This is a genomic window from Rothia amarae (assembly GCF_042677725.1).
In the GTDB taxonomy this organism is placed as follows: Bacteria; Actinomycetota; Actinomycetes; order Actinomycetales; family Micrococcaceae; genus Rothia; species Rothia amarae.
The window spans coordinates 117845-140728 of record NZ_JBHUCN010000005.1 but is presented as its reverse complement, the minus strand read 5'-3'; the positions used below and the strand labels follow the sequence as shown (position 1 = coordinate 140728).

Genomic DNA, 22884 nt, shown 5'->3' with positions numbered 1-22884 from the left:
GACGGCGGGAATGGTGTGTTCTCTGTGATTATTGCAGTGTTTGCTAGTTGCGCGCTGTTGTTTATCTTCACAAATGACTACTCTTAGTGGCTGTGAGTAAATTTTGGAGCAGTGTGGCAAACTCGGTGTGGGGAACCCCTGCACACCGTGCAAATATTGAGAGCCTGGGGCTCTCAAAAAGGCGTGCCCTGCCACTTTTGGGCGCAGACGGTATTTCCTCTGTTGCCTATGCTCCCGATGAAATTGTGCTCATGCTTTCTTTTGCTGGCACTGCCGGCTTGGTGTTTTCCCCCTGGGTTGCTTTTGGCATTTCACTCACGCTTCTGATTGTGGTGGGAACTTACCGCTATAACATCTCGCAGATTTCTGAGCGTGGTGATTATATGCTGGTACACAACCGTTTAGGGCCTGTACCTGCGATGATCCAGGGGGCATCTTCAATGGTGGATTATCTGCTGACGGTGGCTGTTTCTATCGCATCGGGCACCACCTACATCATTTCTGTTTTTCCCCAGCTTCAGCCCTATAACCGGGGGATAGCCCTGGGATTGCTCCTGCTCATCACCATATTTTGTCTGCGCGGGTTGCGGTCAATGGGAAGAATCGCCCCTATTCCAACCTATTCCTTCCTCGTCCTCCTTGGACTGACGATTACCGCGGGAATTATCCAGCATGCTTTGGGTACTCTGCACAGTGCTACCAGTAGCCACTATCAGGTGATTCCTCAAGGCCATGTGCAGAATTTGGTGACTGGCGTGGGTCTGGCCATGCTGCTTTCCCGAGCGTTCTCCTCGGGTGCAGTCGCAATTACCGGTATCTCAACGGTCAATAACTCAATGCGGTTCTTTGCCTCTCCCAAGAAGCACAACGCCGCCCGTACTCTCATGTATTTGGGTCTGATTTCAGCTGTATTGATGGTAGGAATTACCTATCTGGTGAAGAAGACCGGTGCTGTGGTGGTGCAAGACCCCCAGCGATTCCTCCTGGTCGACGGGCAAAAGGTGGGTGCAGATTTCCACCAAATACCGTTGCTCTTTCAAATTACCGACGCCGTGTTCCGCGGTGGGTGGATGACAGAGCTGGTTTCTCTGGCAACCGTGGGGATCCTGATGATAGCTGCGGTCACTGCGTTCATTGGATTTCCTCTCCTCACCTCAACTATTGCTGAGCACCAGTACCTCCCCGTTCAACTCAGCGCCCGGTACTCGCGCCGTCTCTTCTCCAACGCCGTCATCATGCTGTCGGTCAGTGCTGCCGTGCTGCTACTGATTTTTGGAACCGACGTGAACGCACTCATCCAGCTGTATATTGTCGGTGCTTTTACCTCGATGTCATTGACTCAGTGCGCTGTTGCCTGGCACCGTTTCCGCACGCTACGCATTACCCTCGATCAGATGGAGCGGCGCAAGCTGTTTCGTGACCTAGCTGTAACGGTTCTTGGGCTGATGGTCACCGTGGCTGCGCTGATCGTCGTTTTGTTCACCAAGCTCACCCAGGGAGCCTGGATTACTCTCATACTTATTGCTGCCACCGTAGGACTGATGCTGATGACCCGCAAACACTATGAAACGGTTGATGAAGACCTCAAACTGGGCTCAGACGATGATTCCCTTGCCCGAGCAAGAGTTCTTCCCGCTCGAGTCCACGCTCTTATTTATGTACCGCGGGTGCGTAAGCCCGTTGCGTTAGCAGTTGCCTACGCCCGCGCGTCCCGCCCGTCGAGCATTGAAGCGATTGCAGTCAACGTGGTGGAAGAGCGGACAAAAGCCATGACCACGAAATGGGAGCAGTTGGCTGTTCCCGTACCCCTAACAATTCTTGATTCTCCCTATCGAGACCAGGTCAAGCCTGTGCGGGAGTATGTGCGCCGCCGCGCCGAAACTTCACCTGGAGATGTTACGGTGGTTTATCTGCCCGAGTACGTGGTGAGCCACTGGTGGGAATCGCTGATTCACCGCCGCACCGTTCATCGGATTGCCCATCAGCTACGTCGAGAAAACGGAGTAGTTATTGCTTCGGTTCCCTGGAATATTGGGCGTAGTCATCCGGTGGAAAAGCCTCAGGCATCACCTTCATCCCTAGCTCAGGAACTGTCTCAACAGCCAGATGAGCGTAGAAAGTAGTTTTTAATGAATCATCAGTCCGAAGATCAAATTAACTTTTCCATCGGCGATATTGTGGAGCTTAACCCCGAAAAAGTTGCCCACGGTGGGTCTTTCGTGGCACGAGCCAACGGCAGAGTTTTCTTCGTGCGTCACAGCTTGCCCGGCGAAACAGTCCGAGCTGTGATTACGGGCAGCGGACCGAAAAACCGATTCTTTTTTGCAGATACAGTAGAGGTTCTCTCTGCTTCTGCAAACCGACGGCAGCACCCTTGGGCACCTGCCGATGCTCTCCTGGCAGCTCAAGAGAACCGGTTGCCAGTCGGTGGCATGGAATTTGGGCATATTACCCCGTCGGTTCAGCAGGAGCTGAAAGCCGTCGTGATAGCAGAGCAACTCCAACGTTTGGGCGGTATTGCTGCTGACCACCCGCTTCTGGAGCAGTTGACCGTGAAACCCGTGAGTGAAAAAGAGCTAGGTCAGCGCACACGTGTTCATTTTGGTGTAGACGCTCAGAGACATATTGCTATGTATCCGCACCAGTCGAATGAGCCTCAGACTGTGGATGGCTTCCCCCTGGCAGCAGCAGCGCTAGAGAACCTGCACCTGGAACAATTGGAACTTTCTGGTATTTCCCGAGTGAATGCCGCCGTGTCTTCTACCGGGCAGCGTTTTGTGCAATTTACTGTAGGCGCGGAAAATAAACCCGCAGTGGTTGCCGAGAACCTCAAACCTCAGCTTGAACAACTCTGGGGAGATTTCCAAGAACGGCGTATTGCGGTTCGCTTCACGGCGGAACGTATTTCCGGTCGCGGTCGCGGCGTCAGAGCAGCGGATGTTCTCTGGGGTGACCCCGTCTTACAAGAGAACGTTTCGTTCGAAGGCGCGAAATTGAACTTTGAGGTGGACGGTGCGGGGTTCTGGCAAAATCATGCGGTAGCGCCTGCAACCCTCAGTGCATTAGTGCGTGAATTTGCTGATTTGAAGAGCGGAGAAACCGCATTCGATCTCTACGCTGGCGCAGGTCTTCTCACTGGCGTTCTCGCGGATGCAGTGGGGGAGAAGGGGCACGTTCTCTCTGTTGAAGGTTCACCGGTGACCAGCTCAAACGCTGAAAAGAACTTTGCCCGCCAGGGAATCTCCCGCACCGAGCGCTCTTCCAAAACCGTAATCAAAGTGGTGCGTGGCGATGTAGCTAAAGTTCTGCGCAACGTTTCCACTAAACCTGAATACCGTGCATTCGCTCGTCCCGACGTCGTCGTGCTTGATCCTTCTCGTGAAGGTGCCGGGCGTCAAGTTATGGAACAGATTGACCAGCTAGACCCTCGTGCTATCGTCTACGTTGCCTGTGATCCAGCGGCACTGGGGCGCGATACCGGTTACTTGCGAGAGCTGGGCTGGTCTTTGGCTAAGGTTCAGGGGTTGGACATGTATCCCTGTACTCACCACGTTGAAACTATTGCCCGCTTTGAACGCCGCTAAGCCACTTCTGAAAAAAGACGTTGTATTTAGTCAGTGTTTTGTTGCGAAAATAGGAATGAGGTATAAGCAGGTACACTGGTGTCTAATAGAGCTTAGTGTCAAACTGTCTCTAACTTCGCCGTTTGCGTCATTGGCTGGCGCAAACGGCGCAAAGTGAGCGGTTTGAAAGAGCTTTACCCCAAAGACCAGTGTCGAGAGGAGTTCACATGACTACTGTGAACAGCTTCGGTTCCAAGGACGTTTTGAACGTCAAAGGCACCGAGTATGAAATTTTCCGCCTGAATGCGGTCAAGGGATCTGAGAAGCTCCCTTACTCCCTAAAGGTTCTTCTAGAAAACCTGTTGCGCACCGAAGATGGCGCGAACATCACCAAAGATCACATTGAAGCTTTGGCTAACTGGGATCCTCACGCTGAACCCAACACCGAAATTCAGTTCACCCCCGCACGCGTGATTATGCAGGACTTCACCGGTGTTCCCTGCATCGTGGACCTTGCTACCATGCGTGAAGCTGTGAAGGACTTGGGTGGCGATCCCTCCAAGATTAATCCTTTGGCACCTGCTGAACTCGTCATCGACCACTCGGTTCAGATTGATAAGTTCGGCACTGCAGATGCAATTACCCGCAATATGGACATCGAATACGAGCGCAACGGCGAGCGTTACAAGTTCCTTCGCTGGGGTCAGGGCGCCTTTGATGACTTCAAGGTAGTGCCCCCGGGAATGGGTATCGTTCACCAGGTCAATATCGAATACCTGGCTCGCACCGTCATGTCCCGTGAAGTTGACGGAGTCATGCGCGCATACCCCGATACCCTCGTGGGCACCGACTCCCACACCACCATGGTGAACGGTCTCGGCGTTCTCGGCTGGGGCGTTGGCGGTATTGAAGCAGAAGCAGCTATGCTCGGCCAGCCCGTGTCCATGCTGATTCCTCGCGTTGTTGGTTTTAAGCTCACCGGCTCCATTCCTTCGGGCGCTACGGCAACCGACGTCGTTCTCACCATCACCGAAATGCTCCGTAAGCAGGGCGTAGTCGGCAAGTTCGTTGAATTCTACGGCGAGGGCGTCACCCAGGTTCCTCTGGCAAACCGTGCGACCATCGGTAACATGAGCCCCGAATTTGGTTCGACTGCTGCAATCTTCCCGATTGACGACGTCACACTGGACTACCTGCGCCTCACCGGTCGCTCAGAAGAACAGATTGCTCTGGTTGAGCAGTACACCAAGGAACAGGGCCTGTGGCATGATCCTTCAGTTGAGGTTGAATACTCTGAGTACCTCGAACTTGATCTTTCCACCGTGGTGCCTTCTATCGCTGGTCCCAAGCGTCCTCAGGATCGCATTGAGTTGGATTCAGCGAAGAAGCAGTTCCGCAAGGATCTTCCCAATTACGTCGAGCAAACCGATTTAGATTCTGACATCGAAGAGTCCTTCCCTGCATCTGACGCTGTGGGTGGTCCCGGTGCTGAAAGCAATGAAGAGAAGGTAGGGGAGTTCGACAACAACGCCCCCAAGAAGCTCCTCGGCCGCGCGTCCAAGAAGGTCGACGTCAAGATGGAAGACGGCCGCGAGTTCCAGCTCGATCACGGCGCTGTATCCATCGCATCGATTACTTCCTGCACCAACACCTCGAACCCCTCAGTCATGCTTGCCGCAGGTATCCTTGCGCGCAACGCAGCGGCTAAGGGACTCACCGCGCAGCCTTGGGTCAAGACCTCCATTGCTCCCGGTTCTAAGGTAGTTACTGACTACTACGAGAAGGCTGGCTTGCTCCCTGAACTCGAAAAGCTTGGTTTCTATGTAGTGGGCTATGGTTGTGCAACCTGCATCGGTAACTCCGGCCCGCTGGAGCCTGAGATTTCTGAGGCTATCAACGAAAATGACCTGTCAGTAACTGCAGTTCTCTCAGGTAACCGTAACTTTGAGGGTCGAATTTCACCTGACGTTAAGATGAACTACTTGGCTTCACCTCCTCTGGTTATCGCTTATGCGCTGGCTGGCACCATGGACTTCGATTTTGAGAAGGACGCACTGGGCAAGGATCAGGACGGCAACGATGTCTACCTCAAGGACATCTGGCCCGACCCCGCCGAGGTGGAGAAAATCATTGCTTCGGCAGTGGATACCGAGATGTACAACAACGAATACGGAACCATCTTCGATGGCGACGATCGCTGGAAGTCCCTCGATACTCCCACCGGCAATACCTTCGCCTGGGATGCCGATTCCACCTACGTGCGCAAGCCCCCATACTTTGAGGGCATGACCATGGATATCACCCCTGTGGAAGATATCGAAGGCGCTCGCGTTCTGCTCAAGCTGGGCGATTCGGTCACCACCGACCACATTTCACCGGCTGGTTCATTCAAATCTGAAACCCCTGCGGGTCAGTACCTGATTGAACATGGCGTAGAACGTAAGGACTTCAACTCCTACGGTTCACGCCGTGGTAACCACGAGGTCATGATTCGTGGTACCTTCGCGAACATCCGCATTAAGAACCAGTTGCTGGACGGCGTCGAGGGTGGTTTCACCCGCGACTTCACCCGCGATGGTGAACAGTCCACTGTCTACGATGCTTCTCAGAACTACCAGGCTGCTGGTATTCCTCTGGTTGTATTGGGCGGTAAGGAATACGGCACCGGATCATCTCGTGACTGGGCTGCTAAGGGCACCACCTTGCTGGGCGTCAAGGCAGTTATTGCTGAGTCCTTCGAGCGCATCCACCGTTCAAACCTGATTGGCATGGGCGTTGTGCCTCTGCAGTTCCCCGAGGGCGAGTCTCACGAGTCATTGGGTCTGACCGGTACCGAGACTTACTCCATCACCGGCCTGACCGAGCTGAATGAGGGCAAGACTCCTAAGACCGTAAAGGTTACTGCAACCGCTGAAGATGGCTCCACCACCGAATTCGATGCTGTAGTACGCATCGATACCCCAGGTGAAGCTGACTACTACCGCAACGGCGGTATTCTCCAGTACGTTTTGCGTAACCTGGTTCGTGATTCCAAGTAATTCTATAAACTCCCGCCTGAATGTCTGATAATTCAGCAAAAAATGAGGTCTCCCTATACGGGGGACCTCATTTTTTTGAATGAAGACTACAGTTCCTCATGGGTAAGTCAGTTCACATTACTAAAGTATATGTGCTACAGTTCACAAAAAGTAATTTGTTCAACAATGACGTCAGCGCCTAAGCGCACGATATTTCTCTTAATGAGGTAGCACATGGCTTCTGCGATTGATTGGGTCAACGGCATTATTTGGTCGCCTGTTCTCGTATATCTATGTCTCATCGTTGGTGTTTTTTTCACCATCCGAACGAGACTATTGCAAATTCGAAAAATTCCTACAATGATTCGAAGCACCTTCAAAGGTGACTCCACTGCTGAAGGTGTTTCATCTTTCCAAGCTTTGGCAATGTCGCTTGCGGGTCGAGTCGGTACAGGCAACATTGCTGGTGTTGCCACAGCAATTGCTTTTGGCGGACCAGGCGCGGTTTTCTGGATGTGGATGGTTGCTTTCCTCGGTTCCTCTACATCATTCGTAGAATCTACCTTGGGTCAAATTTATAAAGAAAAAGATAAGCTCACCGGTGAGTTCCGCGGCGGTCCAGCTTATTACTTTGAAAAAGCTTACAAGCACACCAAATATTCTGGACTCTTCAAGGTCTATGCATCCATCTTTGCGTTTGCGACTGTTCTTGCTTGCGGTATTTTCCTGCCAGGTGTACAGGCAAACGGTATTGCGACCGGACTGCAAGGAGCATGGCCTTCCATTCACCCCTGGATGGCTGCTGTTGCCGTTACTATTTGTTTGGCATTCATCGTTGTCGGTGGTGTGAAGAGAATCGCAAACTTTGCATCTGTCGTTGTTCCCGTCATGGCCGTGCTATACATTATCGGCGCCATCATTGTTGCATTCGTCAACATCGATCAAGTTGTTCCTGTATTTAGCCTCATTTTCTCCTCAGCATTTGGTACTCACGCGGCTTTTGGCGCAATTCTTGGTACTGCTATTGAATGGGGAGTCAAGCGCGGAATCTATTCGAATGAAGCTGGTCAGGGCACAGGTCCTCACGCCGCGGCAGCAGCTGAAGTGAAACATCCTGCCTCACAAGGTTTTGTTCAAGCGATGGCTGTATACATTGATACCCTCTTCGTGTGTACCGCTACTGCTTTCCTCATCATCTCCACGGGGATGTACCGTGTCTACTCAGGAGGGAGCGAAGACAGCCCGGTTCTAGCTGAAGGTAGTGGAAATCTGCCAGACAATGCAGTGGTTGGTCCAGCTTTTGCCCAAAATGCATTTGATACAGTGTTTAGTGGTTTCGGCCCCATGTTTATTGCAATTTCTTTGGTCTTCTTCGCATTCACCACCATCATCGCTTACTACTACATGGCTGAAACCAACCTTCGCTACCTCACCCGCAATTTTAGAAACCTCGAAATTCAGCGAGCAGCTATTCGTGGCCTTCAATTTGTGATTCTGATTGCAACTGTAATGGGTTGTGTTAACAGTGCAGGTTCAGCATGGGCTTTGGGCGATATTGGTGTAGGGCTCATGGCATGGCTGAATATTATAGGCATCCTCTTTTTGAGGAGACCTGCTTTAGCGGTATTGCGTGATTATGAAGAACAGCAAAAGCAAGGTTTGGAGCCTACCTTCAATCCAGAGGCTTTGGAAATATACAATGCTGATTTTTGGCAGATTCGTCACGATACTGGAATGATGCAACAGGTAAGAAAGAACTAAAATCCTGATCTAATCGGACCCCTTCAACGAAAGGGGTCCGATTCTATATTGAGTCCCAGATTGTCTTCCACTTGTCACCTAAAGTCTGAATGGTCTCGTGCGCGTTGAGACCTGAGGGCTGGGGAGTCACCCATAATTCGATATCCTGAGGCCAATCATCCATCTCCGATGTATCCTGGTGACCCAGCTTAGCTTTATTATTTGAAAACGCCGTGCGGTAGGCGGTAATACCAATGATGGCAACGGCGCGAGGCTTTAGCTCTTCAGCAAGACGGATAATGCGCTGGCGCGATTCCTTGAGCTCTTCTGCCGTCAACTGGTCGGCACGAGCAGTTGCCCTCGGTACCAGATTAGTGATGGCGATTCCCGCATCGATCAGGCGTTGTTCATCTTCATCGCTGAGACCGGTCGAAGCATCTACTTTAGGACTCAAAATACCGGCGACGTCGAGCGAGGGCCAAAACCTATTACCCGGGTGGGCAAAGGGTGCGTTGACTGCCGCGGTCCATAGACCAGGGTTTATGCCAACCATCAACAACTTCACCGGATAGGGATTTTCCCCGGTAGGCAAACGGTCGGTGATTTCATCGTTTTCGAAGTGATGCAGTTCCTCTTTATGCGGGCGACGCCCCTGCAAAGGGGAAGGATGTAGTTTACTCATACTCCTATTGTGACCGCTGGTCTTTCGATGATTCTTCCATTGGGACTCAGAGCTAAATTCTTGTCAAGCAAAGTAATACTGTTAAAATGACTTCATGCCCCACGAACCCATCTGGACCCCGACTTCACCCAACACGGTGATTCAAGGAGATAACCTCAATGTGCTGCGTGAACTTCCGGATGAGTCTTTTCAGCTAATTTATATTGACCCGCCTTTCAACACGGGGAAGGTGCAAAAACGCCAGTCTCTGAAGACGGTGCGCTCGCAGGAGGGCACTCGCGTGGGGTACAAAGGGCAAACTTACGAGACGATCCGTGGAAAAATTACTAGCTACGACGATTCGTTTGAAGATTTTTGGGAATTTTTAGAGCCCAGGTTAGAAGAAGCGTGGCGGTTGCTGAAGTCTTCGGGAACCCTCTACCTGCATTTGGATTACCGCGAAGTTCACTATGCCAAGGTTCTTCTCGATGCCCTCTTTGGCAGAGAGTGCTTTCTCAACGAGATTATTTGGGCTTACGATTACGGGGCTCGTTCGAAGAAGCGTTGGCCTACTAAACATGACAATATTTTGGTCTATGTGAAAGACCCCAAAGGCTACTATTTCAACAATACTGAGGTTGACCGTGAGCCTTATATGGCGCCGGGCCTGGTTACTCCAGAAAAAGTAGCCTTAGGAAAGCTACCCACCGACGTCTGGTGGCACACGATAGTTTCTCCGAGCGGACGAGAAAAAACGGGATATCCTACTCAAAAACCCCTGGGCGTATTGCGGCGCATCATCCAGGCGAGTTCTACCGAAGGCGACTGGGTGTTGGATTTCTTTGGCGGCAGCGGCACTACCGGTGATGCCGCCCGCCAGCTGGGCAGAAAATTCTTACTCATTGATAAGAACAAGCAGGCATTTGACACGATGAAAACCCGCTTTGCGCGCGTCATCGACGCCGAAGAAGAATCTCAACAGATTCAGTTCGCCAAGTTTAGAAAGAGCCCTGTTCACCTGATTGAAGGCTGATAATTCGAAAGTTATTCCCTGGGACGGGTAAAGTTGAGACAGCGGAACCATCAGGGTACTGAGATGAGATACCCTGGTCACCGCTGAGAATTGTGCATACTAAAGGAGATCACCGTGGGATTGCTTGAGAACATCTCGACGCCTAAAGATCTAGATCGTCTTTCGGAGAGCGAGATGCATCAGCTGGCGCAAGAAATTCGTAGTTTTCTCGTGCAGCATGTGGCGCAGACCGGTGGTCACTTGGGACCAAACTTGGGCGTGGTTGAACTGACCCTCGGTATTCACCGCGTATTCGATTCGCCACACGACTCCATCATTTTTGATACGGGACATCAGTCCTACGTACATAAAATTTTGACCGGTCGCCACAATTTTGAGACTCTACGTCAAAAAGGCGGACTGGCAGGTTACCCCGACCGTGCAGAATCAGAGCATGACATCGTGGAGTCTTCTCATGCGTCGTCGTCGCTGAGCTGGGCTGATGGTATTTCTCGTGCCCACCAGTATAACGGGGAGGACGACCGCTATACTGTCGCGGTGATTGGCGATGGCGCACTAACCGGCGGTATGGCCTGGGAGGCAGTGAATAATATTGCTGCTGACCGCCAGCGCAAAGTAGTGATTGTGGTGAACGATAATGGCCGTTCCTATGCTCCTACGGTGGGTGGTTTTGCCAACCATATGGCTGAGCTTCAGCAAGAACTACAGAATCGTCTGGATCAGGTTCGCCTGGATCGCCGCTACGATAAGACTCTCGATGTGATGCGCCAGAAGCTACAGAAGTCTGGTCCTGTGGGCGAGATGGTTTACCGCGGTCTGCACGGTATGAAAGCGGGACTCAAAGATATCGTGGTGCCCAACGGTCTCTTCGAAGATTTGGGCATGAAATATGTAGGACCGATTGATGGCCATGACCAAGATGCCGTGGAAACCGCGCTGACAGCTGCAAAGAACTTTGGTGGCCCCGTTATTGTGCATGCGATTACCGAAAAGGGCCGGGGTTATGCTCCTGCCCGAGCGCATGAGGACGACCAGTTCCACGCGGTGGGTATTATCGACCCCGAAACCGGTCAACCTCTTGCTTCAAAGGGTGGGCAGTCTTGGACTGGCGTTTTCTCGTCAGAGATTAAGAATATTGCCGACGAGCGTGAAGATATCGTGGGCATTACCGGCGCTATGTTGATTCCTGTGGGGCTCAAACCCATGCAACAGGCTTACCCCAACCGTGTAATCGACGTGGGAATCGCCGAGCAACATGCCATCGCCATGAGCGCAGGTCTTGCTTTTGGCGGACTGCATCCGGTGATTGCCCTTTACGCTACCTTCTTGAATCGCGGATTTGACCAGCTATTAATGGACGTTGCGCTACACGGTGCTGGAGTGACCATCGTTCTCGACCGCTCGGGTGTCACAGGTCCTGATGGTCCTTCTCATCATGGTATGTGGGATCTTGCTCTTTTGCAGTTCATCCCCGGTTTGCATCTGGCAGCTCCGCGTGATGCTGCGACTTTGCGGGAAGAGCTGCGGGAGGCAGTAGCTATTAACGATGCTCCCACCGTTATCCGCTACCCTAAGGGCGACGTCGGCGACGACATCTCTGCTATCCACCGCATGGACGACGGCGTGGACGTCCTGAGGCAATCCGGCGATTCAGATAGCTCCAGCGGGCAGCTGGACGTACTGCTGGTTGCTGTGGGCGCGATGGTGCCCCTGGCGTTGAGTGTTTCCGAATCCCTGGAACAGCAGGGGGTATCGAGCACGGTGATTGATCCTCGCTGGGTCATGCCCGTGCCGGGGTCGGTTGTCAGCGCAGCACGCGACCACCGAATCGTTGTGGTACTAGAAGACGGCGTCAAGGCGGGGGGAGTTGGCTCCCGAATCCGTCAGGAGATGCGTTCGCACGGTGTTGATACCGCTTTAAACGAAGTGGGATTGCCCTCTGAATTTATTCCCCATGCTTCACGCAGTGAAATTTTTGATGAAGTTGGGCTCACAACCGAGAAAATTACCGGAGATATTATGGCTCAGCTTTCGGGGGAAATGGTTCCTTACGCTCGTGGTAAGGGAATTAAGCCCAAGCACGCTCGTTGATAGCTACCTCTGCATTGAATATTGAGTTATAAATAAAACCGCTTGAATATGAATAGGTTCAAGCGGTTTTTTCTGGTGTGAAGGCTAGGAGACGATGATTCGTCCGTTTTTTACCTCTACGGCATACTCGGGCAGAGGCTCGGGGGCGGGGCCGCCCTTGACTGAGCCATCTTCAATGCTGAACTGCGACGCATGGCAGGGGCATGCGAGATTCTTATTTTGCACGTTGAGCTGGCAACCCTGGTGAGTGCACACGGAGCTAAATGCTTTGAACTTGCCTTCGCTGGGCTGAGTTACCATGACCGAGAGATCACCCGAAGTAGCTTTGAGCGCACTGCCGACGGGAACATCTGCGGCAGCGGCAATATCGGTGGGAGCCGAAGGCTTTTTCGCCTCGGTCAGACCGCCTTCAGCGGACTTACCCGCATCTGAATCATTCGATCCGCAAGCGGTGAGGGTCACGCCCGCAACGCCTACGCCCGCTCCGCCAAGGGCTAGACGGCGGCTGACTGCGCCGGTCTCGGTTGTCTTTTCATTCTCCATGTTTGTTCCTCCCATAGGGGTGCCGCCTCATTTGGGCTGAAAACCTGGTTATTCCAGATATTTTTCAAAGAGCGGCAGAAGTCTTGGTACCACTAAGTTTATCTGCCAGTTACGCGCGCCCAAAGAGCGAAGCTCGTATGACAGAGAATCTTCGCTGATTTCTTGGGGTGGTTCCCAGCAGAGACGGCGTAAAGTATCGGGCTGAAGGATGTTGTCGTGGGGAATATTAATGTCGTCTGACAAGTCGTTGAGCGTTTCCTTTGCCGCCTGAATCAACGCGTGCGACGCTGGACGCTTGTGTTCCCAAGCCTTGATGGGCGGCGGAGCGCTGGCAGGGGTGGTGTAGGGCACCGGTTGTTCAGCGGATTTTGCTTCATGGATAGCCCGCACCCACCGGGGCGCTTCCCGTCGCAGCGATCGCGTTTGGAAGCCTGGGATCGCCAGTATAGCTGGGACAGTGCGGGGCATTGACCGAGCTGCTTGAATTAATGAAGAATCGGGTAGTAAACGCTTGGGTGCTATATCTTTTTTCTGAGCGAGATGGTCGCGTTCAAACCAAAGATTTTTCAGTGCCGTCAACTGGCGTCTGTTACGTAACGCCTGAATTCCCTTGGTTTTGCGCCAGGGGTCGGGGGTGCTTTCTTTGGGAGGGGCTGAAGCTAGGTAGGCGAATTCCTCTAATGCTATTTCGAGTTTTCCTTGCTCCCTCAACACGTCTTCGATGGCGTCTCTGAGATCAACGAGTATTTCGACGTCGAGCGCCGCGTAGTTTAGCCATTCAGCCGGCAGAGGTCGTTTGGACCAGTCCACTGCCGAGTGTTCTTTTTTTAGGCGGTAACCCAGTAGCTGTTCGACGACAGTTCCCAACCCCACGCGGTCAAAGCCAGCAAGGCGTGAACCTAGTTCTGTGTCGAAGAGAAAATCGGGGTGCATGCCTAGATCTGCGAGGCAGGGCATATCTTGCGTGGCGGCGTGGAGAACCCACTCGACGCCGCGTAATGCCTCGTTAATGAGAGAGAGGTCTTCAAATGCTTCGGGGTCAATCAGGATGATTCCTGAGTCTCCCCGTTTGAGTTGTACCAGGAAGGCTCGCTGACCGTAGCGGATTCCCGAAGCACGTTCAGTGTCCACTGCCACAGAACCTTCGGCGTTTTTGAGAACCTGCGCAGCATTGCGCAAACCGCGTTCTGTACTGATGACCGCAGGGATGCCATCGGCTGGTCGATTGAGGAGGACGATGTCAGGAATAGCGAATTCGCCTAGCCCAAGTTGCTCGCAAGTGGGAGCAACAGATTCAGACTGCCCACTCATACGAGACCCACCCATCCGTTTTATCCTCAAAAATAGCTCTTCCGATTGCCGAGGTTTTGATTCTTGGCACAGAATTCTATTCTACGACTGCCGTTGCATTTTTGGGCGGAAAATGACTTTAACGCTGAACACCTCTGGCGCCCTCGTTAAGGCGGAGGCGTCAGAGGTGATGGATTTTTTCTCACGTGAGCTTACTTTTGCGGCTCAAAGGTGAGACAGATGGAGTTGATGCAGTACCGCTGATCGGTGGGAGTATCGTATCCCTCGCCTTCAAAGACATGACCTAGGTGAGAATCGCAGGCAGCGCAACGGACTTCAATCCGTTTCATGCCCAAAGAGTAGTCTTCGAGGTAGCGCACGCTGTCAGAGGCTGCGGGGTCAAAGAAGGAGGGCCAACCACAGTGGGTGTCGAATTTTTCAGTAGAGCGGAAAAGCTCGGCGTCACAGGCGCGGCACTTATAGACACCTTCTGTTTTGTTATCTAGGTGCTCACCGGTAAAGGGACGCTCGGTCCCTCCTTCGCGAAGTACGGCAAATTCCTGGGGGTTGAGAACTTCTCGCCAGTCTTTGACGACTTTACCCACGCCAGGTTTGAACTCAGACATAAGTGTATCTCCTTCAGTTGCAATACCTATGTTCTCACTATAACCGGTCAAGACACACCGGTATTCCTTCCAGGAAAAGGGCAAACTTTTTTCAGTTTGAACGGCTATAGTTCACAGTGAAACTGGTGAGAACGAAGAAAGTCGTTGCAAACAGCCGTGAACAAAGCACAGACAAAAGACCGCATCCTGAATTCACCCTGGACCCCAGCAACTATCGGAGCCGCAGTCGGAGCCGGATCTGCAACAGTCGGTCTGCTGAGCGCAGCGGCTGTCTCAACCTATTTTGCTCGCAAGGTGGTGGTTCCTCCCAAACGGCCGGTGGAAAATTTACGCCTTATCTCGGTGGGTTATGACTCCATCGAGTTGACGAGCCACCAGCAGCCCTCAAGCGTGCGTTTGCCAGCAACCGAAGCAACTCTTGCTCCCGGCGAGTACGGTCTATTTTTTAACGGTGGTCAAGGATTCGCTGTAGTGGGTGAAATTACTGCCTATTCCCCCCAAGAACAGACGGTCACGCGCAAGATTCTCAATGTAGTTTCCGGTGATCTGGCGACGGCGCAGAGAGGTCGACTTTCCGGTGTTGTTTCGCGTACCCCCGAGGCGGCAGGGTATAGCTGTGAAGATATTTCACTGGAACTGGCGGTGGGCTCGGCCCCTGCCTGGTTAGTCCATCCCGATGCACGGCTTCCAGAGTCCGAATTCTCGCCAGATGTATCTCCGACAGTACAAACAGGTTCAAGAACTTGGGCAATCATGGTGCATGGGATGGGTGCCACCCGCGCAGAAACCTTACGGGCATTGGAAACAACACAGGCGCTTGGCATGACGTCGCTGCACATGTCGTATCGCAATGATCGTGAGGCACCGCCGTCGGTAGATAACCGCTACGGTCTAGGTTTTACCGAATGGGCAGATGTAGATATAGCCATCGACTACGCGCGGGAACACGGTGCGCAGGATGTAGTTCTCTTTGGTTGGTCAATGGGCGGTGCGATCTGCCTCCAGACTATGAGGCGCGCCCGCAATCGCCGTCTTATCCGAGCGATGGTTCTGGATGGGCCGGCAGCGGATTGGCTTGATCTGATGCAGTATCACACGCGAATCAATAAAATTCCGCTCCGCCTTGGTGCACTGGGAGTCTCGATGATTTCGCAACCTGCCCTCAACATCTTTACCGGTCTGCAAGAGCCCATCGAAATGGATACTCTCTCATGGACCAAACATGCGGGGGACATCACCGTACCCACATTGATTCTGCATTCAATGGATGACGCGTTTGTGCCCGCTTATAGCTCGCAGAAGCTGGCGGAGCGTTCACCTCTGGTAGATTTTGTCCCCTTCGAAGGAGCAACCCATACGCGCGAGTGGAATGTTGATCCCCGCCGCTGGTTTGATGCAGTTACCTCCTGGTTACCTGCGCATCTCAGCTAAGCGGCTATATCCGCATACTTTCCCTGGGCAAGAGCGAGCAAATCATCGGGAGTTAACTCGATGTCTAGTCCTCTCTTGCCCCCGGAAACCAAAATAGTGGGAAAGAGCTGGGCAGTTTCATCGAGCACAGTAACGTGAGGTGTTTTTTGACCTAGAGGAGAAATCCCTCCCACTACGTACCCGCTCCGTTTCTCTGCGACTGAAGGCTCTGCCATGGTGGCTGACTTCCACCCCAGAGCAGCCGCAGCAGCTTTGAGGCTGAGTTTGCCTGCCACCGGGACTACACACACCGCATACTCTTTTTCATGGTGAATCATAAGAGTTTTGAAAACTTGATCTTCCGAGCGACCCAGCGCAGCGGCGGCTTCTAATCCAAAGGCCTTTTCGCCGTCTTGATGTGCATATTCGCGCACCTCATAGGTAACGCCTGCTTCTTCCAGTACTTGCAGTGCCGCAGTTGCGGCGGCGCCTTTTTTCTTTTTCTTAGCCATGGTGTTCTCCTCATCTAAGGTTTCTGCCTCTAATGTACCGAGAGGAGAGCAACAAGAAAAATGTAAAGGCTAAGGCAACCTGTAGCCCGAAATAGAGGAAACACTCGCGGTGTTCACTAGACTGAGATATCAAGACAGTCACACTGCTGATGAATAGCACGTGTGAAATTTGTACCGGCTAGAAAGCACACTCGTGGTTACTTTTGAACATCTCACCGAACGACGTCCGCAGGTTTCACCTGAAGAATTGCTCGCAGGGTTCCGCCCCTCTGAACGATTTGGTGAGGTGTCGTTTGAGACCTATCGACCAGATCCACAGCAACCTTCTCAGTCCGCTGCCGTTGAGGCTTTGAAAAAGTTTGCGGCAAGCATGGGGCAGAGCCCACAGGGTTCGGGCGGCTTCTTCTCGAAACTTTTTGGTGGCGGAAGCAAAAATCCAGCGGCTGCGCAGGGTATGTATTTGGACGGCGGGTTCGGCGTCGGTAAAACTCACCTTCTGGCGTCCCTATGGCATGCTGTGGATGGCCCCAAAGCCTTCGGTACCTTTGTGGAATACACCAATCTGGTAGGTGCCATGGGATTCCGCAATACGGTTGGTGCACTGAGCAAATACAAGCTGGTCTGTATTGATGAATTTGAACTCGACGATCCCGGCGACACCGTTTTGATGTCCCGCCTAATGCGAGAGCTTTCCGACGCAGGAGTGCGCTTGGTGGCAACCTCGAATACCTTGCCCGGCGCACTGGGGGAGGGACGTTTTGCCGCCCAGGATTTCAAGCGAGAAATTCAGGTATTAGCGGATCAATTCGATGTATTGCGCGTTGACGGTGAAGACTACCGTCACCGCGGTCTAGAAAAAGCTCCCAACCCGGTTGTCCCAGGCACCGAGGAAGCAACTGTAGAAGAAAAATTCCCCGCTAACTCCCGCATTGCAGTAGATAATTTTGCCGACGTCGTGGAACACCTTTCGCAGGTCCATCCCTCTCGCTACCGTCAGCTCGTTGCGGACTTGGACGGTATCTGCTGGAAGAACGTTGAGCCTATTACCCGACAGGATATTGCCCTCCGTTTTGTAGTCCTTGCTGACCGGCTCTATGACCGCGATCTTCCTATTGTTTCCTCAGGCGTTCCGTTTGACCAGGTCTTTACCGAAGAGATGATGGCTGGGGGATACCAAAAGAAGTATTTCCGTGCGGTATCCCGACTCACCGCACTGGCACGCGAGGCAGCAACGGGTGAACGTGCATAAATAAAAAGAGCATCCCTGTGAGATACTCCATATAAAATGGTGGGGGGTCACAGGGGTGTTTGGATCTTCCGGTGCGGCTGAAATCCCTGATTTTCTGCGGTTTTTTGAGAGGTGTTGTGTCGATTTGGCAGCGGGGGATAAACTGTGTAAAGTATTTATCTGTCAGGTCAGCGAGTTGAAGAACTCCAAGTGACCATCCTGAAAAGGTGACATATGCGGTTGTAGCTCAGTTGGTAGAGCACCACCTTGCCAAGGTGGATGTCGCGAGTTCGAGTCTCGTCAACCGCTCGCATGCTGTTTCTAGTAAGAAGCACAGGCCCTGGCTTCATGCAAGGCACGGTGAGGTGGTCGAGTGGTTAGGCAGCGGCCTGCAAAGCCGTGTACGCGGGTTCAAATCCCGTCCTCACCTCGCAGACAATATTTTCATATTGTTTATGCGCGATTGGCGCAGCGGTAGCGCGCTTCCCTGACACGGAAGAGGTCACTGGTTCGATCCCAGTATCGCGCACAAACTAAACCCAGCTGAATTTTTCAGCTGGGTTTTGTGTTTAACACTAAGAGTTCTAAAAGTGACTGCCCAATCCTGCGCACCCTGCGAGGTGAACTTATCAGTGTGTTGCATATCGCAGCGAGATCCCCTTAGAATCATCCTTTTCAATTTGCAGGGTTTTAAAAAGTTGTGTATAGTATTTCTTCGTTGCGCGGTTGTAGCTCAGTTGGTAGAGCACCACCTTGCCAAGGTGGATGTCGCGAGTTCGAGTCTCGTCAACCGCTCCAAAGAAGGGCTTCCGAACCATCGGAAGCCCTTTATTTTTATCCCAGAATCCTGGAGCAGAACTCTTCAGAAACGTAGATTTCTAACCCCGCCCGCACGTGCGAGCAGAAGTGAAGGTGCAATATGACATCACCACGGCTAGCCTCAAACACCGACTTCGGTCGAATGTACGCACGCATTGTGGGGGGAGAGCTGGAAGTTCCTTCTATTACCACGGTAATCAGCCAGCAGGCTATGGATCTGGGCGGCTGGCACGGATACATGGCTGCTAAAGCGGCTCTAGAGGATCACCGGTCCTATCGGGCGTCGTCCTCTCCCGGTCTAAAATTTGCGATCATCCGGGATGCAGCCAATGCCAGTGAACGATTTAGGGACGACGCCGCTGCGCGTGGCGACCGCGTTCATAACTACGCAGAAAATGTTGCGTTGCGGGCAATGGGTGAGCCCCATGAAGCTGACGAAATGCGTGAAATTCTGGTGAGCCTTGGCGAACAAGCCTACGCAGACCGCTTTGACGAATGGTGGGATCAGTTTCGACCCACTCCACTAGCCACCGAAGTGACCATCTGGAACGACACTGTGGGTTATGCAGGAACGCTTGATTTGGTTGCGGAAATTGCCGGACACACCTGCATTATTGATTACAAAACTAAAGGAACAGATCGCAAAGGGCGAGTAAAGTCGCTAGATCACAAAGTAGTGATGCAGCTTGTTGCCGGGTTGAAGGCTGAGAAATCTCTGGTCGATGCAGAGGCCGGGCAATGGGAAGACTGGAAACACGGACAAGCTCCTATTCTGATGGGTGTTGCCCTCGGCGAGACCGAGGTCGTGGCGCAACAAGCTAACCCGAGAGTTCTGGAAAATAACTGGTATAAGTTCTGTGCTCTCAAGCGGGTGTGGGACTATAACAAGACTTTGGCTGAAGAAGAGTGTGAAGTGCTGATGCCGGTGATCCCTCCTCCTCTCAATGAGGCCGAGCCGTCTTTAGACGAAAAGAAAGCCTAATTTCTCTACACTGGTAAGAGAAAAACCTCCAAATGTTTTCCCTGCACGAAAGAAGATTCATGGCGATTTTGACCGTACGGACCGTGGGCGATCCCGTTCTGCGCAGTGAGTGTGAAGAAATCACTGTTTTTGACGACGATTTGAAGAAATTGATTGCCGACATGCTAGAGACCATGTATGAGGTCAACGGCGTGGGACTGGCGGGACCGCAAATCGGAATCAATAAGAAAATTTTTACATTCGGAAATATTGATGGTCGAGAAGGCTACATCATTAACCCTGTACTGGAGACCGGCGATGAAGACCAAGAAGGCGGCGAAGGTTGCCTCTCGGTTCCCGGTATTTCCTCCGATACCCCACGAAAAAATTGGGCGAGAGTCACCGGGGTAGACGCCGACAACAAGCCCCTTGTGCTTGAAGGTGAGGGTCTTTTTGCCCGTATGCTCCAGCATGAGACGGATCATCTATACGGCACCCTCTTTATCGACCGTTTGGTGGGCGAAGAACGTAAAGAAGCTATGCGTGCTATCCGCAAGGCAGATTTTGAAAATGTGTCTGCGGCTGTGCACAGCGAGCGCGCGAGTGCAGTTTCTTCTGCATTTGGGGCGGGCGTTGTGCCTTCTGGGTCTGCATTTGGAGGGGGAAAACGCTGATGGCATTTAAGGTTCTATTTGCAGGCACTCCTGATCTTGCCGTTGAAACTCTCAACGCTCTGATGGAAACCGACCATGAAGTGGTGGGTGTTCTGACTCGTGAGGATGCTCCTCAGGGTCGCAAACGCGTTCTTACTCCCTCAGCTGTAGCGCAGCGCGGCGAAGAGCTTGAGCTGCCAGTTATTAAGGCTAATCAGTGGTCGAAAGAGGTTGCTGAAGAAGTTAAGAAACTTCAGGCAGATATTGCTGCTGTAGTGGCGTTTGGTGCTATTTTGCCGCCGTCGGCTTTGGATTTATTGCCTCACGGCTGGATTAACCTGCATTTCTCATCGTTGCCTCAATGGCGCGGTGCGGCACCGGTGCAGCGTGCTCTGATGGCGGGGGAGAGCGAAATTTTTTCGAATGTTTTTCGGATTGAGCGCGGACTCGATACTGGTCCCGTTTTTCGCGAAGAATCAACCGGTGTTGGTCCTACTGACACCGCAGGTGAGATTCTGCTGCGTCTTGCCCGCAGCGGTGGCTCGCTCTTGAACGAGGCCTTTGCCGATATTGAGGCAGGAGGTGAAGGGATACCGCAGAGCGGCGACCCTACCCATGCTGCCAAGCTGTCATTGGACGATGGACGCCTGGATTGGAATCTGCCGAAAGCCGACATTTTAGCGCGCTATCGGGGAGTGACCCCCGAACCTGGCGCCTGGTGTACTTTCAACGATGCCCGCTTCAAAGTGGGGGAGCTCGCTCTCTCCGATGCCACACCTGCCGGTCCTGTGGGAACCGTGCACCTGGTGAATAAGAAGCCTGTGGTGACCGTAAGCGATGGCACGGTGGAACTCATCAAGGTGCAACCTGCAGGTAAAAAAATGATGAACGCAGCTGACTGGGCACGAGGTCTAGGATCTGCAGTAGCAGAGCAGAAAGTAGTGTTGTCATGAGCCAATCAAACTTCGGCGGGCGTCGTTCAGGCGGCCAATCGGTCGGAGCCGCAGGACACAACCGTGCGGGGCAGAGGCGAAGCGGAGCTAACCGTCGCGATGACCGCAACGATAGCTTCAATCCAGCCGGCGCGGGACGTACCAAACGCGGTGGCGGCGGAGAAACCCGACGGAACGATAAGGGTCGAGAACGCAACCGTAAGGCGCAGTTCTCCCGTGAGTTCTCCGAGTCGGCACCTTCGGCTCGCCGTCGTTCTAGCGATCCCGCCCGTTTGACTGCATATCAGGTGATTAACGCTGTGGTCATGGACGATTCCTACGCCAACCTAGTGCTCCCCAAGACTATTCGGGCAAATCATCTAGACCACCGCGACGCCGGATTCGCTACCGAACTTTGCTACGGTACGTTACGCCACCAGGGCACCTATGATGCGATTTTGGCACACTGCGTAGACCGCCCTCTAGAGAAGACCGGCAAGCAGATTATGACGGCGCTGCGCATGGGTGCTCATCAGATTCTCTCGATGCGCGTTCCCTCCCACGCGGCGTTGAACTCCACTGTGGCGCTGGCACGCGCGGAGATTGGTTCTGGCCCGGCAGGGTTTATCAACGCAGTGTTGCGTCGAGTCTCTGAGCGATCTCCCGAAGAATGGCAGGACATCATTCAGGCGGATGCCAAGGACGAATACACTCGTTTAGCGCTGTCCAAGTCCCACCCTGCCTGGGTAGTTCGCGCCTTCCGGCAGGCGCTGGCGGCTCATGGTCGTAACCCTGAAGAAATCGGTGCTCTATTGGACGCCGATAATGCCGCTCCTGTGGTGAACTTGGTGGCTTTACCTGGTTTAGGTTCTTTGGATGAGGCACTTGATAAAGGCGCTGAAGAGGGTACCTTGGTGCAAGGCTCTGCGTTGTACTCATCGGGTGATTTGAGTCGCCTAGAATCTGTGCGTGAGGGAACAGTGCGTGCCCAGGATGCCGGATCTCAGTTGGTCGCGCGTGCACTAGCGGATGCGCCTTTGGAGGGCACTGACCGTGCATGGCTTGATCTGTGTGCAGGACCCGGTGGTAAAGCAGCACTGTTGGGTGCGCTCGGCGCTGACCGTGGTGCTCAATTGCTCGCTAATGAGTCAGCAAAACACAGGGCAAAGCTGGTTGAATCCTCCCTCAAGCCGTTGACCCAGGGTAGCTATAAGGTTGTGACCGGCGATGGTCGGAAGATTTCTAGTACGGTAGAAAAACAGTCGCTGTTGCCCTCGGGTATGCGCCCCGGTCAGCTCTTTGACCGCGTCATGGTAGATGTACCCTGTTCAGGTCTGGGCGCGTTGCGGCGTCGTCCCGAGGCACGGTGGCGTAAAACCCCGCGCGATATCGCCGAGTTGCTCACCTTGCAAAAAGAGCTTTTTGATGCTGCGGCAGCGCAGACTCGCCCCGGGGGTTTGATTGCGTATGTTACTTGCTCACCCCACATGGCAGAGACCCAGAACATTGTGCTGGATATTCTCAAATCCGGTGAGGTTGAACTTCTTGATTCGGCAGCAGCACTGCGCAACGCGGCGTTGAAAGATTCTGCAGGTAATTCTGTACTGGCAGGGGAGCTAGACCCAGCGCATGTGCTCGATGAGAGGCATCCATCGCAGACTACAGCCCAGCTGTGGCCGCATATTCACGGTACGGATGCTATGTTCTTTGCACTGTTCCAGAAGAAATAAATCCATATATACTCAAGCCTCTCAGTTTATACTGGGAGGCTTTTGCAATAGAGTGGAATAGTAGCTACTGACCCA

The 22884-nt window shown here is 52.9% G+C and carries 17 protein-coding genes and 4 tRNA genes; 16 read left to right on the top strand and 5 right to left on the bottom strand.

What is annotated here, in order from left to right:
• The first annotated feature begins 113 nt into the window (after nucleotides 1-113).
• From ACFR81_RS02030 to ACFR81_RS02015, 4 genes are all read left to right on the top strand, one after another.
• Entirely contained in the window at nucleotides 114-2123 is a 2010-nt protein-coding gene (locus ACFR81_RS02030; protein ID WP_190616660.1) for an APC family permease, read from the top strand.
• Between the two features lie 6 nt (nucleotides 2124-2129).
• Nucleotides 2130-3584: a class I SAM-dependent RNA methyltransferase gene (locus ACFR81_RS02025; protein ID WP_343873901.1), complete on the top strand. Its 1455-nt coding sequence runs from the start codon at nucleotides 2130-2132 to the stop codon at nucleotides 3582-3584.
• 206 nt (nucleotides 3585-3790) lie between these two features.
• A complete protein-coding gene (locus ACFR81_RS02020; RefSeq protein WP_343873899.1) occupies nucleotides 3791-6601 on the top strand; it encodes an aconitate hydratase in 2811 nt (936 codons plus the stop codon).
• Nucleotides 6602-6814: 213 nt separating this feature from the next.
• The gene (locus ACFR81_RS02015; RefSeq protein WP_151146710.1) at nucleotides 6815-8341 is read left to right on the top strand and encodes an amino acid carrier protein; all 1527 of its coding nucleotides are present in this window, start codon (nucleotides 6815-6817) and stop codon (nucleotides 8339-8341) included.
• Nucleotides 8342-8384: 43 nt separating this feature from the next.
• On the opposite strand, the gene ACFR81_RS02010 is transcribed toward ACFR81_RS02015, so the two are convergent.
• Nucleotides 8385-9002 carry a mismatch-specific DNA-glycosylase gene (locus ACFR81_RS02010; protein WP_068173065.1) on the bottom strand — a complete coding sequence of 206 codons (618 nt, stop codon included), beginning with the start codon at nucleotides 9000-9002 and terminating at the stop codon, nucleotides 8385-8387.
• Between the two features lie 94 nt (nucleotides 9003-9096).
• Here ACFR81_RS02010 and ACFR81_RS02005 point away from each other — a divergent pair, with 94 nt between their 5' ends.
• Nucleotides 9097-10014 (top strand): DNA-methyltransferase, encoded by a 918-nt coding sequence (locus tag ACFR81_RS02005; protein WP_343873896.1) that lies wholly within the window; start codon nucleotides 9097-9099, stop codon nucleotides 10012-10014.
• A 114-nt stretch (nucleotides 10015-10128) separates the two neighbouring features.
• Nucleotides 10129-12105 carry a 1-deoxy-D-xylulose-5-phosphate synthase gene (gene dxs / locus ACFR81_RS02000; RefSeq protein WP_343873894.1) on the top strand — a complete coding sequence of 659 codons (1977 nt, stop codon included), beginning with the start codon at nucleotides 10129-10131 and terminating at the stop codon, nucleotides 12103-12105.
• A gap of 84 nt (nucleotides 12106-12189) precedes the next feature.
• Here the strand turns inward: dxs and ACFR81_RS01995 are convergent, their stop codons facing one another.
• The 3 genes from ACFR81_RS01995 to msrB all read right to left on the bottom strand — a co-directional run bounded on the left by ACFR81_RS01995 (nucleotide 12190) and on the right by msrB (nucleotide 14564).
• Nucleotides 12190-12648, bottom strand: a complete 459-nt coding sequence (locus tag ACFR81_RS01995) for a Rieske (2Fe-2S) protein (protein WP_343873891.1) — start codon at nucleotides 12646-12648, stop codon at nucleotides 12190-12192.
• 48 nt (nucleotides 12649-12696) lie between these two features.
• Nucleotides 12697-13959 (bottom strand): HRDC domain-containing protein, encoded by a 1263-nt coding sequence (locus ACFR81_RS01990; RefSeq protein ID WP_377148608.1) that lies wholly within the window; start codon nucleotides 13957-13959, stop codon nucleotides 12697-12699.
• A gap of 191 nt (nucleotides 13960-14150) precedes the next feature.
• Nucleotides 14151-14564 (bottom strand): peptide-methionine (R)-S-oxide reductase MsrB, encoded by a 414-nt coding sequence (gene msrB, locus ACFR81_RS01985; protein ID WP_145174417.1) that lies wholly within the window; start codon nucleotides 14562-14564, stop codon nucleotides 14151-14153.
• A gap of 144 nt (nucleotides 14565-14708) precedes the next feature.
• Between msrB and ACFR81_RS01980 the strand changes: the two genes are divergently transcribed.
• Nucleotides 14709-15995, top strand: a complete 1287-nt coding sequence (locus tag ACFR81_RS01980) for an alpha/beta hydrolase family protein (protein WP_343873882.1) — start codon at nucleotides 14709-14711, stop codon at nucleotides 15993-15995.
• Here the strand turns inward: ACFR81_RS01980 and ybaK are convergent.
• Nucleotides 15992-16486 (bottom strand): Cys-tRNA(Pro) deacylase, encoded by a 495-nt coding sequence (gene ybaK, locus ACFR81_RS01975; protein WP_343873879.1) that lies wholly within the window; start codon nucleotides 16484-16486, stop codon nucleotides 15992-15994. The genes ACFR81_RS01980 and ybaK overlap by 4 nt on opposite strands.
• A 193-nt stretch (nucleotides 16487-16679) precedes the next feature.
• Between ybaK and zapE the strand changes: the two genes are divergently transcribed.
• The 9 genes from zapE (at nucleotide 16680) to ACFR81_RS01930 (ending at nucleotide 22809) form a co-directional block, all read left to right on the top strand.
• Entirely contained in the window at nucleotides 16680-17735 is a 1056-nt protein-coding gene (gene zapE, locus ACFR81_RS01970) for a cell division protein ZapE (protein WP_318275038.1), read from the top strand.
• Between the two features lie 215 nt (nucleotides 17736-17950).
• Nucleotides 17951-18023: transfer RNA gene (locus ACFR81_RS01965), tRNA-Gly, on the top strand.
• Nucleotides 18024-18073: 50 nt separating this feature from the next.
• Nucleotides 18074-18144 (top strand) — tRNA-Cys (locus ACFR81_RS01960).
• A gap of 27 nt (nucleotides 18145-18171) precedes the next feature.
• A tRNA-Val gene (locus ACFR81_RS01955) sits at nucleotides 18172-18243 on the top strand.
• 193 nt (nucleotides 18244-18436) lie between these two features.
• A tRNA-Gly gene (locus tag ACFR81_RS01950) sits at nucleotides 18437-18512 on the top strand.
• Nucleotides 18513-18633: 121 nt separating this feature from the next.
• A complete protein-coding gene (locus tag ACFR81_RS01945) occupies nucleotides 18634-19515 on the top strand; it encodes a cytochrome (RefSeq protein ID WP_068173053.1) in 882 nt (293 codons plus the stop codon).
• Nucleotides 19516-19574: 59 nt separating this feature from the next.
• Nucleotides 19575-20168, top strand: a complete 594-nt coding sequence (def, locus tag ACFR81_RS01940) for a peptide deformylase (protein WP_145174428.1) — start codon at nucleotides 19575-19577, stop codon at nucleotides 20166-20168.
• Nucleotides 20168-21100 (top strand): methionyl-tRNA formyltransferase, encoded by a 933-nt coding sequence (gene fmt, locus ACFR81_RS01935; RefSeq protein WP_151146692.1) that lies wholly within the window; start codon nucleotides 20168-20170, stop codon nucleotides 21098-21100. The genes def and fmt overlap by 1 nt, the downstream gene beginning before the upstream one ends.
• Complete coding sequence (locus ACFR81_RS01930) at nucleotides 21097-22809, top strand: RsmB/NOP family class I SAM-dependent RNA methyltransferase (protein WP_343873864.1); 1713 nt, start codon at nucleotides 21097-21099, stop codon at nucleotides 22807-22809. The genes fmt and ACFR81_RS01930 overlap by 4 nt, the downstream gene beginning before the upstream one ends.
• The last annotated feature ends 75 nt before the right edge of the window (nucleotides 22810-22884 follow it).